The 15,429-nt window shown below is 61.9% G+C and carries 9 protein-coding genes; 5 read left to right on the top strand and 4 right to left on the bottom strand.

The genetic code is table 11. The features are described from left to right. Window positions 1-5: 5 nt before the first annotated feature. From D3F01_RS08120 to D3F01_RS08135, 4 genes are all read left to right on the top strand, one after another. Window positions 6-1,193, top strand: a complete 1,188-nt coding sequence (locus D3F01_RS08120) for a cation diffusion facilitator family transporter (RefSeq protein WP_098923781.1) — start codon at window positions 6-8, stop codon at window positions 1,191-1,193. A 27-nt stretch (window positions 1,194-1,220) separates the two neighbouring features. After that, window positions 1,221-2,405: a pyridoxal phosphate-dependent aminotransferase gene (locus D3F01_RS08125; protein WP_242887730.1), complete on the top strand. Its 1,185-nt coding sequence runs from the start codon at window positions 1,221-1,223 to the stop codon at window positions 2,403-2,405. A gap of 80 nt (window positions 2,406-2,485) precedes the next feature. Further along, complete coding sequence (locus D3F01_RS08130) at window positions 2,486-3,697, top strand: NADP-dependent isocitrate dehydrogenase (protein WP_242887733.1); 1,212 nt, start codon at window positions 2,486-2,488, stop codon at window positions 3,695-3,697. Window positions 3,698-3,804: 107 nt separating this feature from the next. Continuing rightward, window positions 3,805-5,580 carry a sugar-binding domain-containing protein gene (locus D3F01_RS08135; protein WP_242887736.1) on the top strand — a complete coding sequence of 592 codons (1,776 nt, stop codon included), beginning with the start codon at window positions 3,805-3,807 and terminating at the stop codon, window positions 5,578-5,580. A gap of 179 nt (window positions 5,581-5,759) precedes the next feature. On the opposite strand, the gene D3F01_RS08140 is transcribed toward D3F01_RS08135, so the two are convergent. From D3F01_RS08140 to D3F01_RS08155, 4 genes are all read right to left on the bottom strand, one after another. Further along, window positions 5,760-6,896 carry a foldase gene (locus D3F01_RS08140; protein WP_242887739.1) on the bottom strand — a complete coding sequence of 379 codons (1,137 nt, stop codon included), beginning with the start codon at window positions 6,894-6,896 and terminating at the stop codon, window positions 5,760-5,762. Window positions 6,897-7,071: 175 nt separating this feature from the next. Further along, window positions 7,072-10,533: a transcription-repair coupling factor gene (gene mfd / locus D3F01_RS08145; RefSeq protein WP_242887741.1), complete on the bottom strand. Its 3,462-nt coding sequence runs from the start codon at window positions 10,531-10,533 to the stop codon at window positions 7,072-7,074. 174 nt (window positions 10,534-10,707) lie between these two features. Beyond that, entirely contained in the window at window positions 10,708-11,286 is a 579-nt protein-coding gene (gene pth, locus D3F01_RS08150) for an aminoacyl-tRNA hydrolase (protein ID WP_242887743.1), read from the bottom strand. A gap of 174 nt (window positions 11,287-11,460) precedes the next feature. Then, the gene (locus D3F01_RS08155; RefSeq protein WP_242887745.1) at window positions 11,461-12,216 is read right to left on the bottom strand and encodes a UDP-N-acetylglucosamine diphosphorylase; all 756 of its coding nucleotides are present in this window, start codon (window positions 12,214-12,216) and stop codon (window positions 11,461-11,463) included. Window positions 12,217-12,593: 377 nt separating this feature from the next. Here D3F01_RS08155 and ppdK point away from each other — a divergent pair, with 377 nt between their 5' ends. After that, window positions 12,594-15,260 carry a pyruvate, phosphate dikinase gene (gene ppdK, locus D3F01_RS08160; RefSeq protein ID WP_005930157.1) on the top strand — a complete coding sequence of 889 codons (2,667 nt, stop codon included), beginning with the start codon at window positions 12,594-12,596 and terminating at the stop codon, window positions 15,258-15,260. Window positions 15,261-15,429: the final 169 nt, after the last annotated feature.

Consider the following 15,429-nt stretch of genomic DNA (forward strand, 5'->3'; position numbering starts at 1 on the left):
TAGATATGACACAATTTCTGATCCGCCGGTTCATCCGGCATCCCAATGATCCCCAGGACCCCGCCACCCGCACGGCCTACGGCAACCTTGCCAGCGGTGTGGGCATGGCCTGCAACCTGCTGCTCTGCCTGGGCAAGCTGCTGGCAGGCACCCTGTTCGGCTCCATTGCCATTATGGCGGATGCTTTGAACAACCTCTCGGACGCTTCGTCCAACGTGGTCAGCCTCATCGGTTTCCGGCTGGCCGCCAAGGCCCCGGATGCCGAGCATCCCTACGGCCATGCCCGCTATGAATATCTGGCCGGTCTGGTGGTCAGTGTGACCATCCTGGGCATCGGCTTTTCCCTGCTCAAGGAATCGGTGGTCAAGGCGTTCCACCCCACCCCCGTGGTGTTCAGCTGGCTGAGCGTGGGTGTGCTGGCCGCATCCATCCTCGTCAAGCTCTGGATGAGCGGCTTCAACCGCACCATCGGCCGCACCATCGGCTCCGAGACCCTGATGGCCACCGCCGCCGACAGCCGCAATGACGTGCTGACCACCGGCGCGGTGCTGATCTCCACCGTGGTCTGCAGCCTGACGGGCTGGGCGCGGCTGGACGGCATCATGGGCGTGGCCGTGGCAGCCTTCATCCTCTGGTCGGGCTGGGGGCTGGTCATGGACACCCTGAGCCCCCTGCTGGGCGAGAGCCCCAGCCCGGAGCTGGTGGAGCACATTGAGCAGACGGTCATGGGCTACCCCGGCGTGCTGGGGATGCACGACCTCATGGTGCACGATTACGGCCCGGGGCATCAGTTCGCCTCCCTCCACATCGAGTTCCCGGCAGAGACCGACCCGCTCAAGGCCCACGATGTCATCGACAACATCGAGAACGATTTTATAAAGCGGGACGGCCTGCAGGTGACCATCCACTATGACCCCATCGTCACCACCGATGCGGCGGTGGGCGTGCTGCGCACCCGCCTGATGGAAAAGGCCCGCCAGCTCGACCCCTGCCTTTCGATCCACGACCTGCGCATCGTGCCGGGTGATACCCATACGAATGTTCTGTTCGATCTGGAGTTCCCGGCGGGCTATACCGGGAACAAGGACGAGATGCTGGCCGCCATGTGCCAGTTCGTCCATGAGCAGGACCCGAAATACAGCTGTGTGGTGAAAGTAGAGCAGAGCTATGCGTCTGCTGCCCACGAAAAATAAATTTGTGTTTCAGAGGGGAAGGAACTTATGCTGAACGAGACTTACCGCGGGATGCTGGCCCACAAGAGCGTCATCCGCGAGACCTTTATGTACGGCAAGCAGCGCGCGGCCCAGATCGGCTACGAGAACGTGTTTGATTACTCGCTGGGCAACCCCAGCGTGCCCTGCCCGGAGCAGTTCACCGCCGCCATGCAGGAGCTGCTGGCACAGGAGGACCCGGTGGCCCTGCATGGCTACTGCCCCAGCCAGGGCGACCCGGAGTTCCGCACCGCCGTGGCGGCCCACCTGAACAGGACCTTCGGCCTGCCCTATGCGCAGAAGGATATCTTTCCCACCACGGGCGCGGCGGGTGCCATTGCCCACGCCCTGCGCGCCGTGACCCGGCCCGGGGATGAGGTGCTGACCTTTGCCCCCTACTTCCCGGAGTACGGCCCCTATGTGGAGGGCACCGGTGCCCATCTCAGGGTGGTGCCGCCCCAGGCCCCGGCTTTCCAGCCCAATCTGGAGGCCTTTGAGCAGATGCTGACCGAGAAGGTCACCTGCGTCCTCATCAACACCCCCAACAACCCCACCGGTGTGGTCTACTCCTCCGACACCCTGACCCGGCTGGCGGAGATCCTGACCGAGAAGAGCCGGGCCTACGGCCACAACATCTTCCTTGTCAGCGACGAGCCCTACCGGGATATCGCCTTTGATGGCAGGGCCGTGCCCTACCCGGCGGCGTTCTACCCCCACACCCTGACCTGCTTCTCCTTCTCCAAGAGCCTGAGCCTGCCCGGCGAGCGCCTGGGCTACGTGGCCGTGCGCCCCGGCTGTGAGGGGGAGGAGGTTCTGGTGGATATGATGGCCCAGATCTCCCGCTTTACCGGCCACAACTGCCCGCCCAGCATCATCCAGCGCGCTGTGAGCCGCTGCCTGGATGTGACCAGCGACCTGAGCGTTTACGAGACCAATATGGATCTGCTTTACAACAAGCTGAAAGCGCTGGGCTTTGAGGTCGAGCGGCCCGGCGGCACCTTCTATCTCTTCCCCAAGGCACTGGAGGAGGATGCCAACGCCTTCTGCCGCAGGGCCCGGGAATTTGACCTGCTGCTGGTGCCCAGCGATACCTTTGGCGTGACGGGCTATGTCCGCCTTGCCTACTGCATCGACACCGAAAAGGTAAAGCGCAGCCTGCCCGCGCTGGAAAAGCTGGCGGCCGCGTATCGATAAAGCCGAACCTCCCGGCAGAGCATCTGGCAGTGCCGCCGGGGGTCACAGTTTTTTTTGAAACAGAGGAAAGGGAAACTGTTATGGAAAAGATCAAGATGACCACGCCGCTGGTGGAGATGGATGGCGACGAGATGACCCGTGTGCTCTGGAAGATCATCAAGGAGGAGCTCATCCTGCCCTTTGTGGATCTGAAGACCGAGTACTACGATCTGGGCCTGCCCAACCGGGATGCCACTCAGGATCAGGTGACCCTGGATGCAGCCCTTGCCAACAAGAAGTATGGCGTGGCGGTCAAGTGTGCAACCATCACCCCCAACGCCCAGCGCGTGGAGGAATACCACCTGCACCAGATGTGGAAGAGCCCCAACGGCACCATCCGCGCCGTGCTGGACGGCACCGTGTTCCGCGCGCCGATCATGATCGACAGCATCAAACCGGTGGTCAGGAACTGGACAAAGCCCATCACCATTGCCCGCCACGCCTACGGCGACGTGTACAAGTGCACCGAGTTCCGCATCCCCGGCCCCGGCAGGGCAGAGCTGATCTACACCGGCGACGACGGCTCCCGGCAGGCCGCCACGGTCTACAACTTCGAGTGTGCCGGTGTCCTGCAGGGCCAGTACAACAAGGACACCTCCATCTACAGCTTTGCCCGCAGCTGCTTCAACTACGCGCTGGAAAGCAAACAGGATCTCTGGTTCGGTGCCAAGGACACCATTTCCAAGAAGTATGACCACACCTTCAAGGACATCTTCCAGGAGGTGTACGATGCCGAGTACCGGGAAAAGTTCGAGGCCGCAGGCATCACCTATTTCTACAGTCTGATCGATGACATCGTGGCCCGTGTCATCCGCAGTGAGGGCGGCTTTGTCTGGGCCTGCAAGAACTACGACGGCGACGTGATGAGCGATATGGTCTCCACCGCCTTTGGCTCGCTGGCCATGATGACCAGCGTTCTGGTCAGCCCGGACGGCAACTATGAGTACGAGGCCGCCCACGGCACCGTGACCCGCCACTACTACAAGTACCTCAAGGGCGAGGCCACCTCCACCAACCCCATGGCCACCATCTTTGCCTGGAGCGGTGCCCTGAAAAAGCGCGGCGAGCTGGACAGCCTGCCCGCGCTGGTCCGGTTTGGCGAGGCGCTGGAGGCCGCCAGCCTGCAGACCCTCAACGACGGCATTATGACCAAAGACCTCTGCGGCCTGGCGGAGGGGATCACCCCCACCCAGGTGAACAGCGAGGAATTCATCCAGGCCATCCGCACCCGGCTGGAAGCAAAACTGGCATAAGCACTGCATCAAAGCCCCTGCCCCGGAACCCCGGCGGCGGGGGCTTTTTGCGCCTATACAAGGCGGTTGGCCTGTGCTACAATGGGAGCAGAAAAGGCGGTGACAGTATGCAGCATCATCCTCTGCCCGAATACCCCCGCCCGGCCCTGCGGCGGGACAGCTACGAGAACCTGAACGGCCTGTGGCAGTACGCCATCACCGGCTCTGCCGGGCTGCCCGCAAAGTGGGACGGCGATATTCTGGTGCCCTACTCCCCGGAGACGAAAGCCTCCGGCGTGGGGCACACCCTGCAGCCCGGGGCGTGGCTCCACTACCACCGGAGCTTTGTGCCCCCGGCGGGCACCGGCGGGCGGGTGCTGCTCCACTTCGGGGCCGTGGACTATGCCTGCGCCGTGCAGGTCAACGGCCATCTGGTGGGGGGCCACCGGGGCGGCTACTGGCCCTTTGCGCTGGATATCACCGATGCGCTGAACCCCGCCGGCCATGACCGGCTCTGGGTGGCCGTGCAGGACCCCACCGGCACCGGCGTGCAGGCCCGGGGCAAGCAGACCCTCCGGCCCGGCGGGATGTTCTACCCGGCCCAGAGCGGCATCTGGCAGACCGTCTGGCTGGAGCGGGTGCCGGAAAACTACATCACGGAGCTGACTGTCACCCCGGACTATGATGCCCGCACCGTGACCGTGAAAGCCCATACTTCCCTGCCCGGCGGGGCGGCGAACCTGTGGGCCGTGGTGCGGGCCGGGGGCGTGACCGTTGCCGAGGACTGGGGCAGCGACGAGGCCGACCGGGACGGTGCGGTGACCCTGCACATCCCGGAGGGGCATTTCTTCCCGTGGAGCCCGGACAGCCCGTTTTTGTATGACCTGACCGTGGGCACCACGCAGGGAGAGGAGGAGCAGCGCGACACCGTCCACAGCTACTTTGCCCTGCGCAAGTGGAGCTGTGCGCCGGATGCCCACGGGATCATGCGCTTCTGCCTGAACGGCAAGCCCATCCTGCTCAACGGCCTGCTGGATCAGGGCTACTGGCCCGAGGGTCTGTACACCCCGCCCAGCGATGGGGCAGTGGTGCGGGAACTGCAGACCCTAAAAGAGCTGGGCTTCAACCTTCTGCGCAAGCACGCCAAGATCGAGCCGCAGCGCTGGTATTACCACTGCGATAAGCTGGGCCTCATCGTCTGGCAGGACATGGTGAACGGCGGCGGGCCCTACAAACTCTGGTTCGTGACCTACCTGACCAACGTGTTCCAGCCGCTGCTCCGCCGCCTGCCCGACGCAAGGCCCCTTTGGGGCCTGCTGGGCCGCGAAACGGAAGCGGGCAGGGAAGAATATGCCCGGGAGCTGGAAGCCACGGTAGAGGCCCTGCAGTGCCACCCCTGTGTGGGCTGCTGGGTGCCCTTCAATGAGGGGTGGGGGCAGTTCGATGCCGCCGGGGCCGTGGAGGCCGTCCGCAGGCTGGACGATACCCGCCTTGTGGACGAGGCCAGCGGCTGGTACGATCAGGGCGGGGGAGATGTGGATTCCCTGCACAACTATTTCTACCCGCTCCGGGTCAGGCCCCGGAGCCGGGTGGTGGCCCTGAGCGAATACGGCGGCATTGCCTGGCCCATGCCCGGCCATGAGCCGCCCCGCAGGGCGTATGGCTACGGCACGGCAAAGAACCGGGCCGAGCTGACCGCCCGCTGGAAAAAGCTGCAATTGGAAACGGTGCTCCCCCAGCTGAAAAAGGGGCTTTCGGCCCTGGTGTACACCCAGGTGAGCGATGTGGAGGACGAGGTGAACGGCCTGTTTACCTACGACCGCGCCGCCATCAAGCCCGACCCCGCCGCTGTGCGTGCCGTGAACCAGGCGCTGGAAGCGGCGTTTGAGAAGACCGTAGAATAAAAAAAGAAGGCTGTTACCCTGTAACTCCATCAGTCACGGCTTCGCCGTGCCAGCTCCCTTCGGAGGGAGCCTTGGCGTAACGGTGAACTGTGAAAGCCTCCCTCTCAGAGGGAGGTGGCATCGCGTCAGCGATGACGGAAGGAGTTTAGGCAACAGCCTTTTTGCATATAAATAAAAACTTAGTTGGTGCTGCTGTTCACGATCTTGGAAGCGGGCATCCTGTTCATGGCGGAGCTGCTCAGATCGTGCTCCAGAGAAGCACCGTAGGCGGTCAACGCCTCGGAGAGCTCCTCCCCCTTCATATCGTTGAGCACCTGTCCGCGCAGATCGTCCAGCGCCTTCAGGCTCAGGGGGTCCAGCCGCAGGGCGGCCATCAGGGCGTAGCTGTTGTACTTCACAGCCGCTGCCTGCCCGATGGACAGGCTCCGGATGGTGTCGGCGGAACCCTCTGCGGTAAAGGCAGAGGTCACGGTGCTGTCCCCGATGAGCTCCAGAGAAGGTGCATTGGAATCGGAGGAATAGGTGGAGCCCAGCACGGCGTAGACCTCCGGCAGGGCGGAGGTGACCACGCTGGAGAAGTAGCCCAGCAGGGCGCTGCTGAAATCGGAATCGCTCAGGCCGGTCAAGGAAGCAGCGTAGGCATTGGTCTGGTCCACAGCAGCCTGTACCAAATCCAACATCTCGCTGGTCTGGTCCTCATCGGCAGAGGCATAGGTGCTGGTGTTGTAGAGCGGGATGGTGTAATAGGCCAGCTCGTACATGTTGTTTTCCAGATGGCTGGTCAGGTCGGCATCCGACACCGGGGTCTCGCCGTCCACGCCGTAGACCAGCTCCAGCAGGTCGGTGCTCTTGATGAGGATGCGCTCAAACCGCTGGACGGTGTTCAGGCCGATGCCGTTGGCCTTGTAGGTGTCGCCGTACTGCTCCATCAGCTGGGAGGCGTAGCTGTCGGCCTGTGCTTCCTCTTCTGCGGTCAGCTGGCCGCCCAGCTCCTCAAAGCGGGTCTCGATGGCGGCGTAGGTCTCAAGGTTCTCCATGGTTTTCTGGCTCACATAGTCGCTGACAGTGGCAGTCTCGCCGCTGTCGGCATCCACGGTGATGGTCTGCTTCAGGAAGGCCTTCACATCGGTGGCATCCTGCTCCGAGGTGGCCAGATCGGCGGCCTTCTGGTAAGCGTCGTACTGGGCCAGCAGATACAGGCCCGAGGTGATGTCCACCGTGCCGATGGTGCCCACCGAATCCGGGGTGGAGCCGCAGGCGGCAAGGGAAAATACCATTGCCACGGCGGCAAGAAGTGCGATCAGTTTCTTTTTCATTGTTATGCTCCTGTCGTTCGGGTCGCCCGCCCTCTCCGTCAGCGCAAGCGCGCTGCCACCTCTCCCAAGGGGAGAGGCTTTGGCAATTCCCCGCAAGGTCTTGGGGAGCCGCCAGAGGCTCCCCCTTTGGGGGAGCTGGCAAAGCCTATTGGCTTTGACTGAGAGGGTGAGGCCGTTAATCTTTCAAAATATCCTGCATCGCCCGGAGGATGCTCTGCAGCAGCTCCAGCGGCTTTTCCTCTTTTTGCAGGGTGACGGAGAGGTAGGGCTTTGCACCGGCCCCGGTGACAACGCGGCCGTTGAAGGCCACCAGCAGGCCCTGGATCATCCGGAGGTCCAGCTGCTCTACCTGCAGCACCAGGGTGTCCTTCTTCTGGGTCACCTCGTACACGCCCACGGCGGTGGCCTGCACCCGCGCCAGCGAGACATTGACCAGATCGCTGACCGAGGGCGGCGGGTCGCCGTACCGGTCGATGAGCTCGTCCAGCACATCGGCGGCATCCTCGGGGGTCTGGATGGCCGCGATCCGCTTGTAGGCTTCAATGCGGCCCGGCCCGTCGGCAATGTACGTTTCGGGGATGTAGGCATCCACCCGCAGGTCGATCAGGCACTCGCTCTTGTCGCGCTGCACAGGCTCGCCCTTGGCCCGGGCGATGGCCTGCCCCAGCATCTTCACATAGAGGTCGTAGCCCACGGCCTCCATGTGGCCGTGCTGGCTGTGGCCCAGCAGACTGCCTGCGCCGCGGATCTGGAGATCGCGCATGGCGATGCGGAAGCCGGAGCCGAAGGCCGTGAACTCCCGGATGGCGGAAAGCCGTTTCTGGGCGATGTCGGTCAGGGTCTTGTCCCGCCGGAAGGTGAAGTAGGCGTAGGCTTTGCGGCCGGAGCGGCCCACCCGGCCCCGGATCTGGTACAGCTGGGCAAGGCCCATCCGGTCGGCATCCTCAATGATAAGGGTGTTGCAGTTGCGCACATCGATGCCCGTTTCGATCAGGGTGGTGCAGACCAGAATGTCGATCTCGCCGTTGAGCAGATGCTGCCAGACCGGGTTCAGCTCCTCCTCGGTCATCTTACCGTGGGCAATGCCCACCCGGGCACCGGGAACCAGCTGGCTGACATGGGCGGCGGTGGACTCGATGTTGTCCACCCGGTTGTGCAGGTAGTACACCTGACCGCCCCGGGCCAGCTCCTTCTTCATGGCTTCGGCAAGGATGACATCGTTGTACTCCAGCACAAAGGTCTCCACGGGCTGGCGCTCAATGGGCGGCTGCTCGATGGTGGACAGGTCGCGGATGCCGCTCATGGCCATGTTCAGGGTGCGGGGGATGGGCGTGGCCGAGAGGGTCAGCATATCCACGCCGATGAAGTTTTCCTTCAGCTTCTCCTTGTGCTTCACGCCGAACCGCTGCTCCTCATCGATGATGACAAGGCCCAGGTCGTGGAAGCGCACATCCTTGGAGAGCAGGCGGTGGGTGCCCACTACGATGTCCACGCTGCCGGACTGCAGGCCCCGCAGGGTCTCCTTTTGCTGTTTCGCGGTACGGAAGCGGGAGAGCATCCCGATCTTCATCGGGAAGGCCTCCATCCGGGAGAGCAGGGTGTTGTAGTGCTGCCAGGCCAGCAGGGTGGTGGGGGCCAGAAGAGCGCACTGCTTGCCGCCCATCACGCACTTGAAGGCCGCGCGCAGGGCAACTTCGGTCTTGCCCACGCCCACATCGCCGCAGAGCAGGCGGTCCATCGGGTAAGGCTTTTCCATGTCCTGCTTGATCTCGGCGGTGGCGTGGAGCTGGTCGTCGGTCTCATCGTACTCAAAGCGGGTCTCGAAATCGTTCTGCCAGTCGCCGTCGGGCGGGAAGGCGTATCCCTGGGCCTGCCTGCGCCGGGCGTACAGCTCAATGAGCTCCTGGGCCATCTCCTCGGTGGCCTTTTTCACCTTGGCGCGGGTGCGCTGCCATTCGGCACCGCCCAGCTTGGCCAGCTTCACCTTTTCCTCGTCGCCGGGGGCGGTGTAGCGGCTGAGCAGATCCAGCTGGGTCACTGGCACATAGAGCACGTCGGAGCCGGAATACTGGATCTTCAGGTAGTCCTTGATGGCACCCTGCACTTCCAGCCGCTGGATGCCTGCGTACATGCCGATGCCGTGGCTCTGGTGCACCACATAGTCCCCGGGCTTGATGTCCGAAAGGCTGGACAGGGCGTTTTTGTTCTTTTTGCGTTTTTTGTTCTCGGCAGCGGCTTCTTCATCCAGCCCGTGCCGCCGGGAGGAGATGACCGCCGCGTGGGCAAAGGGGAAGGTGCAGCCTGCGGTCAGGTGGCCGGGCAGCACCTGCACGATGCCCTTGGCCGGGCGCACGTCCCGGCTCATGCTCACGGAGTAGCCCTTGTCCGTCAGGTCCCGGGTCAGGGCGGCGGCACCCTTGGGAGTGCCGGAGAAGAGGGTGACGGCATAGCCCTGGGCGATCAGCGGGTCAAGATCCTCCCGCAGGGAGGCCAGGTCGCCGCCCCAGTTGGGGGCCGCAAAGGCCTCCACATTGATGAGGTCCTTCAGCTTGAATTCGTTCATCCCCCGCAGGAAGTTCTCACACAGCAGGGTGCTCTGTTTCTGGGCCGCAATGGCAAGGTCGTCCATGGTCTGGTAGAGCACGTCCAGCCCGGGGCAGAGCACGCCCTCCTCCAGCAGGCCGGTCAGCTCCTCGCCCCGGCGGTACTCGGTGGCCTTCTGGGCATCCCGGATGCCGCCCACCTCGTCCAGCACGAAGATGGGGCTGTCCAGATGGTCCAGCAGGGTGGCGGGCTGCGGGTAGCGGATGCCGTAATACTTGTCCATGGCTTCGGGCATCAGGCCGGAATCCAGCTGAGCAAGGTCGGCCTCTGTGGCCTTTTCCATGGCAGTGCGGTGCTTGCCCCGCGCCTTTTTGATGGCTCCGCGCAAGGCCTCGGCCGTCTCGGCGGTGCTGCCGAACAGCACCTCGCGGGCGGGGGAAAGGTAGATCTTTTCCAGACTGCCGTCCCGGCGCTGGGTCAGCAGGTCGAAGGAGGCCAGCGAATCGATCTCATCGTCCCAGTATTCCACACGGGCGGGCTGGTGCATGTCCGGCGCGTAGATGTCCACGATATCGCCGCGTACACTGAACTGGCCCGGGCCGTCCACCTGACTGCGCCGGACGTATCCGGCGGCAAAGAGCCGCGCCACCAGCGCTTCCCGGTTGTAGACCATGCCGGGCTTGAGGGTGAGGGTGTTCCGCAGGAACTCATCCCGGGGCACCGTGTATTGCAGCAGCGCCTCGGCGGGCACGCAGACGGCATTCAGCCGCCCGCCCGCCAGCGCGCCCAGCACCGACAGGCGGCGGTACTCGTACTCGCGGCCCGCGCCCTCCACCGGCCGCAGCATGAAGTCACGGGGCGGGAACACCGCCGCGGTCAGGCCCAGCGCCTTGAGGTCGTCCGCAAAGTGGGTAGCCTCTGCCTCGCCGGGGGTCACGATGCACAGCACCCGGTCAAGGTCCTTTTGCAGGGCGGCGTACAGCAGGGCACGGCCCGCAGGCGGCAGGCCGAACAGCGCCGCCGGGCCCGGGGTGCGCAGGCTCTCCGCGATCTTCTGATATTCCGCTGTGCTTTTCAGCAGCGCTTCGTACATCGTAGACCTCCTCTCGAAGCAAACACTTTTGGAAAGCTAAACCCCACCGTCATTGCTTCGCAATGCCACCGCCCCTACTAGGGGCGGCCTTGGCAAAACCGTAAAACTTTACGCAATGCCAAGGGCCCCCCTATTAGCGGGGGCTGTCGCCGCAGGCGACTGGGGGGTTCTCCCTCACCCATTATACTTGCTCTGCGCCAGTCCCAGCTTACCGTCCATGATAAGCTTTGCGGCGGCTTCAAGGTCGGGGTAGCGGTCAGCCATGGCCTTTGCGTCCTCGAGCGGGAACTTGCCCAGCACCCAGTCGGCAAGGTCATAGTCCGGGCGGGGCTTGGCACCCACGCCGATGCGGATGCGGGGGAAGTTCTCCCCGCCCAGCCGGGCAATGATGCTCTTCAGGCCGTTGTGCCCGCCTGCCGAGCCGGAGGGCCGGATGCGCAGTTTGCCGGGGGCCTGGGTGATATCGTCGCACAGGACGATGACGTGGTCAGCAGGGATCTTGAAAAAGCCCGCCAGCGGGGCGATGGAATCGCCGGAGAGGTTCATGTAGGTCAGGGGTTTCAGCAGCACCACCTTGTGGCCGTCCACCTCGCCCTGGCCCCACAGGCCCTGAAACTTGGTTTTGCTGACGCTGATGCCCCATTTGCCCGCCAGAGAGTCCAGCGCGGCAAAGCCCGCGTTGTGGCGGGTGCCATCGTATTTTGCTTCCGGGTTGCCAAGGCCCGCGATCAGCCAGATGTCGTTTGCATTCATAGTTGTTGTTTTGCCTTTTCTTTTTGCTTAAAATAATGTGTGGTACAGTTCTTTAGTATAACATACGCGCGAAGAAAAAGAAATCTGTTTTGCGGGAAAAACACAAAGCCGCCCTATATCAGTACAGATACAGGGCGGTGCTTTTGCATAATACCTTATAAAGCAGCGGGAGAGTTACTTGTTCTGCTCCTCCTCCAGCTTCTGCTTTTTGGCGATGTAGGCTTCCATCTTGGGGGCTGCCCAGCCGTCCAGATTGGTCTGGCGCTCCCGGGCGATGCCCAGCGCCTGGGCGGGTACATCCTTGGTAATGGTGCTGCCGGCGGCGGTGTAAGCACCGTTGCCTACCTTGACCGGGGCTACAAGGTTGGTGTTGCAGCCAATAAAGCAGTAATCGCCGATCTGGGTGCGGAACTTATCCTTGCCGTCGTAGTTGCAGGTGACGGTGCCGCAGCCGAAGTTGCAGTACCTGCCCACATCACTATCGCCGATGTAGGTCAGGTGGCTCACGGTGTTGCCCCGGGCAAAGTTGGAGTTCTTGGTCTCCACATAGGCACCCAGATGCACGCCGTAGTCGGTGACAGTGTTCACCCGCACATGGGTGAAGGGGCCGATGTTGTTGTGGGGGCCCAGATGGCTGCCGTAGACCTGGCTGGCGTTGACGGTGGTGCCCTCGTCCACGGTGCTGTCCTCGATCAGGGTATTGGGGCCGATGACGCATCCTGCGCCGATGACCGTCTTGCCGCGCAGGATGGTGCCCGCCAGAATGGTGGCTCCCGGGGCGATGACAACGCCACCGTCGATCTGGACGGTACGGCTCTCAATGTTCACGCCGTTGGCGATGTGAAAAAGCAGGATGTTCTCGCGCCGGCTCTCGGCAGCGTCCAGTTTGGCGCGTGCTGCGGCCAGAGCTTCGTTGGAAATGGTTTCCATAAATAGTGTCCCTCCTTGGGAAGGTGTGGTATTTTGTTGTATCCATGAGGGAGAAATTCCGACCCGTTCCGCAGGTGGAATTCCACCGGAAATTTTAATGGATAACAGCATGTATCCAAGACACGGAAAAATAGCTCTGCAAAACAAAAAACCTCTCGAACTTTCTCCCATTTTATAATAGCGGAAAATTGAGTAAATTTCAAGGGAATTGCACAAAATTTATCAAACAAATTCGGTGTTTTGCCCGGTGGCAATGTGGGAATTTTCTGGTATAATAGTTTAGCATTCACAAGACAATGTTCATCAGCTTTGAGAAAAAAGTGCGATGAGACCGCCGGGCGTGGCACCGGGGGTCACCAAATGGGAGGTAAACACGCATGAGCAAAAAGTATCTGTACTACTTCAGCGAGGGCAACGATGCCTTCGGCGGCGACAAGGTCACCATGAAGAATACTCTGGGCGGCAAGGGTGCCGGTCTGGCAGAGATGACTGCTGCCGGTATGCCGGTTCCCCAGGGCTTCACCATCACTACGGATGCCTGCACCCAGTACTATGCAGACGGCCGTCAGATCAATGACGATATCACCGCTGACATCTTCGAGCATCTCAAGGGTCTGGAAGAGATCACCGGCAAGAAGTTCGGCGACAACACCAACCCCCTGCTGGTCTCTGTCCGTTCCGGTGCCCGTCAGTCCATGCCCGGCATGATGGATACCATCCTGAACCTGGGCCTGAACGATGAGGCTGTTGAGGGCCTGGCCAAGAAGACCGGCAACGCCCGCTTCGCATACGACTGCTACCGCCGTTTTGTGCAGATGTTTGCAGACGTTGTTATGATGGTCCCGAAGAGCCTGTTCGAGGTCGAGATCGACAAGATGAAGGAAGCCAAGGGCGTTAAGAACGACGTGGACCTGACGGCTGACGACCTGAAAGAACTGGTCGGCGTCTTCAAGAAGATCTACGAGGAGAACGAGGGCAAGCCGTTCCCCCAGGATCCCCGCGATCAGCTGATCGAGGCTGTCAAGGCTGTGTTCCGCAGCTGGGACAACCCCCGTGCAAACGTTTACCGCAAGATGAACGAGATCCCCTACGAGTGGGGCACCGCTGTCAACGTGCAGCAGATGGCATTCGGCAACTCCGGCGACCGTTCCGGCACCGGCGTTGCATTCACCCGTGACCCCGCCACCGGCGCAAAGAAGCTGATGGGCGAGTACCTGATCAATGCACAGGGCGAGGATGTCGTTGCAGGCGTGCGCACTCCTTCTCCCATCAGCCACCTGAAGGATCAGATGCCTGAGGTGTACGATCAGTTCGTTGAGATCGCAACCCGTCTGGAGAACTACTTCCGCGATATGCAGGATATGGAGTTCACCATTGAGGACGGCCACCTGTACATGCTGCAGACCCGTAACGGCAAGCGTACCGCACAGGCTGCTCTGCAGATCGCATGTGACCTGGTGGACGAGGGCATGATCACCGAGCAGGAGGCTGTTCTGCGCGTGGAGCCCAAGCAGCTGGATACCCTGCTGCATCCCCAGTTCGATGCCGCTGCCCTGAAGGCCGCCGAAGTCGTCGGCAAGGGCCTGGCAGCTTCTCCCGGTTCCGCCTGCGGCCAGATCGTCTTTACTGCTGAGGAAGCAGAGGAGATGGTCAAGTCCGGCAAGATGAAGAAGGTCGTTCTGGTCCGTCTGGAGACTTCTCCCGAGGACATCGTGGGCATGCAGGTGTCTCAGGGCATCCTGACCGTCCGCGGCGGCATGACCAGCCACGCAGCCGTTGTTGCCCGTGGTATGGGTACCTGCTGTGTCTCCGGCTGCGGCAATGACAACGAGGTCAAGATCGATGAGGAGGCCAAGACCTTCGAGATCAACGGCCACAAGTTCGTTGAGGGCGACTGGATCTCCATCGATGGTTCTACCGGCAACATCTACGGTGAGCAGGTCGCAACCGTGGCCGCTACCGGCAACAAGAACTTCAACCGCTTCATGGGCTGGGCCGATGCTGCCCGCCAGCTGCTGGTTATGACCAACGCCGATAACCCCCGCGATGCACAGCAGGCCGTTGACCTGGGTGCTGAGGGCATCGGCCTGTGCCGTACCGAGCACATGTTCTTCGCTGAGGACCGCATCAAGGCTGTCCGTGAGATGATCTGCGCCCGTACCGTGGAAGAGCGCGAAGCTGCTCTGGCCAAGGTCGAGCCGTTCCAGCAGGGTGACTTCGAGGCCATGTACCGCATCATGGGTGAGCGCCCGATGACCATCCGCTATCTGGATCCCCCTCTGCACGAGTTCCTGCCCACCAAGGACGAGGACATCAAGGAGCTGGCTGCCGATATGGGCATGACCTTCGATGACCTGAAGAACGTGGTTGCTTCTCTGCACGAGTTCAACCCCATGATGGGTCACCGTGGCTGCCGTCTGGCTGTTACCTATCCCGAAATCGCTGCCATGCAGACCCGCGCTGTGATCAAGGCTGCCCTGAACGTCTCCGCTGAGACCGGCTGCATGATCACCCCGCACATCATGATCCCGCTGGTCGGCGAGGTCAAGGAGCTGAAGTTCGTCAAGGACGTTGTTGTCAAGGTTGCTGATGAGCTGATCGCTGCTGCTGGCGTTGACATGAAGTATCAGGTCGGTACCATGATCGAGATCCCCCGTGCAGCCCTGACTGCCGGCGAGATCGCCAAGGAGGCTGAGTTCTTCAGCTTCGGCACCAACGACCTGACCCAGATGACCTTCGGCTTCAGCCGTGATGACGCTGCCAAGTTCCTGGGCGCTTACTACGAGAACAAGATCTACGAGAGCGATCCGTTCCAGCACCTGGATCAGATCGGCGTGGGCAAGCTGGTCAAGATGGCCGCACACGATGGCCGTGAGACCCGTCCCGACCTGGGCCTGGGCATCTGCGGTGAGCACGGCGGCGACCCCACGAGCGTGGAGTTCTGCCACAACGTCGGTCTGGACTACGTCAGCTGCTCTCCCTTCCGTGTGCCCATTGCACGTTTGGCTGCTGCTCAGGCTGCGATCAAGAACCCCCGCAAGTAATTGCGTGAGCGCTTGAAAAAGCACAAATAATGCAAGTGAACCGCCCCGGTTTCCGTAACAGGAGATCGGGGCGGTTTTTATATCGTGGATTATATTTATTTTACATATTTACACAAAAAGATTTGAAAAGAAGCGGAGGCGGTGACTGGTTGAAAATTTAAGAGCGACT

This window comes from Faecalibacterium sp. BCRC 81149, from assembly GCF_022750605.1.
GTDB classification, from domain to species: domain Bacteria; phylum Bacillota; class Clostridia; order Oscillospirales; family Ruminococcaceae; genus Faecalibacterium; species Faecalibacterium duncaniae.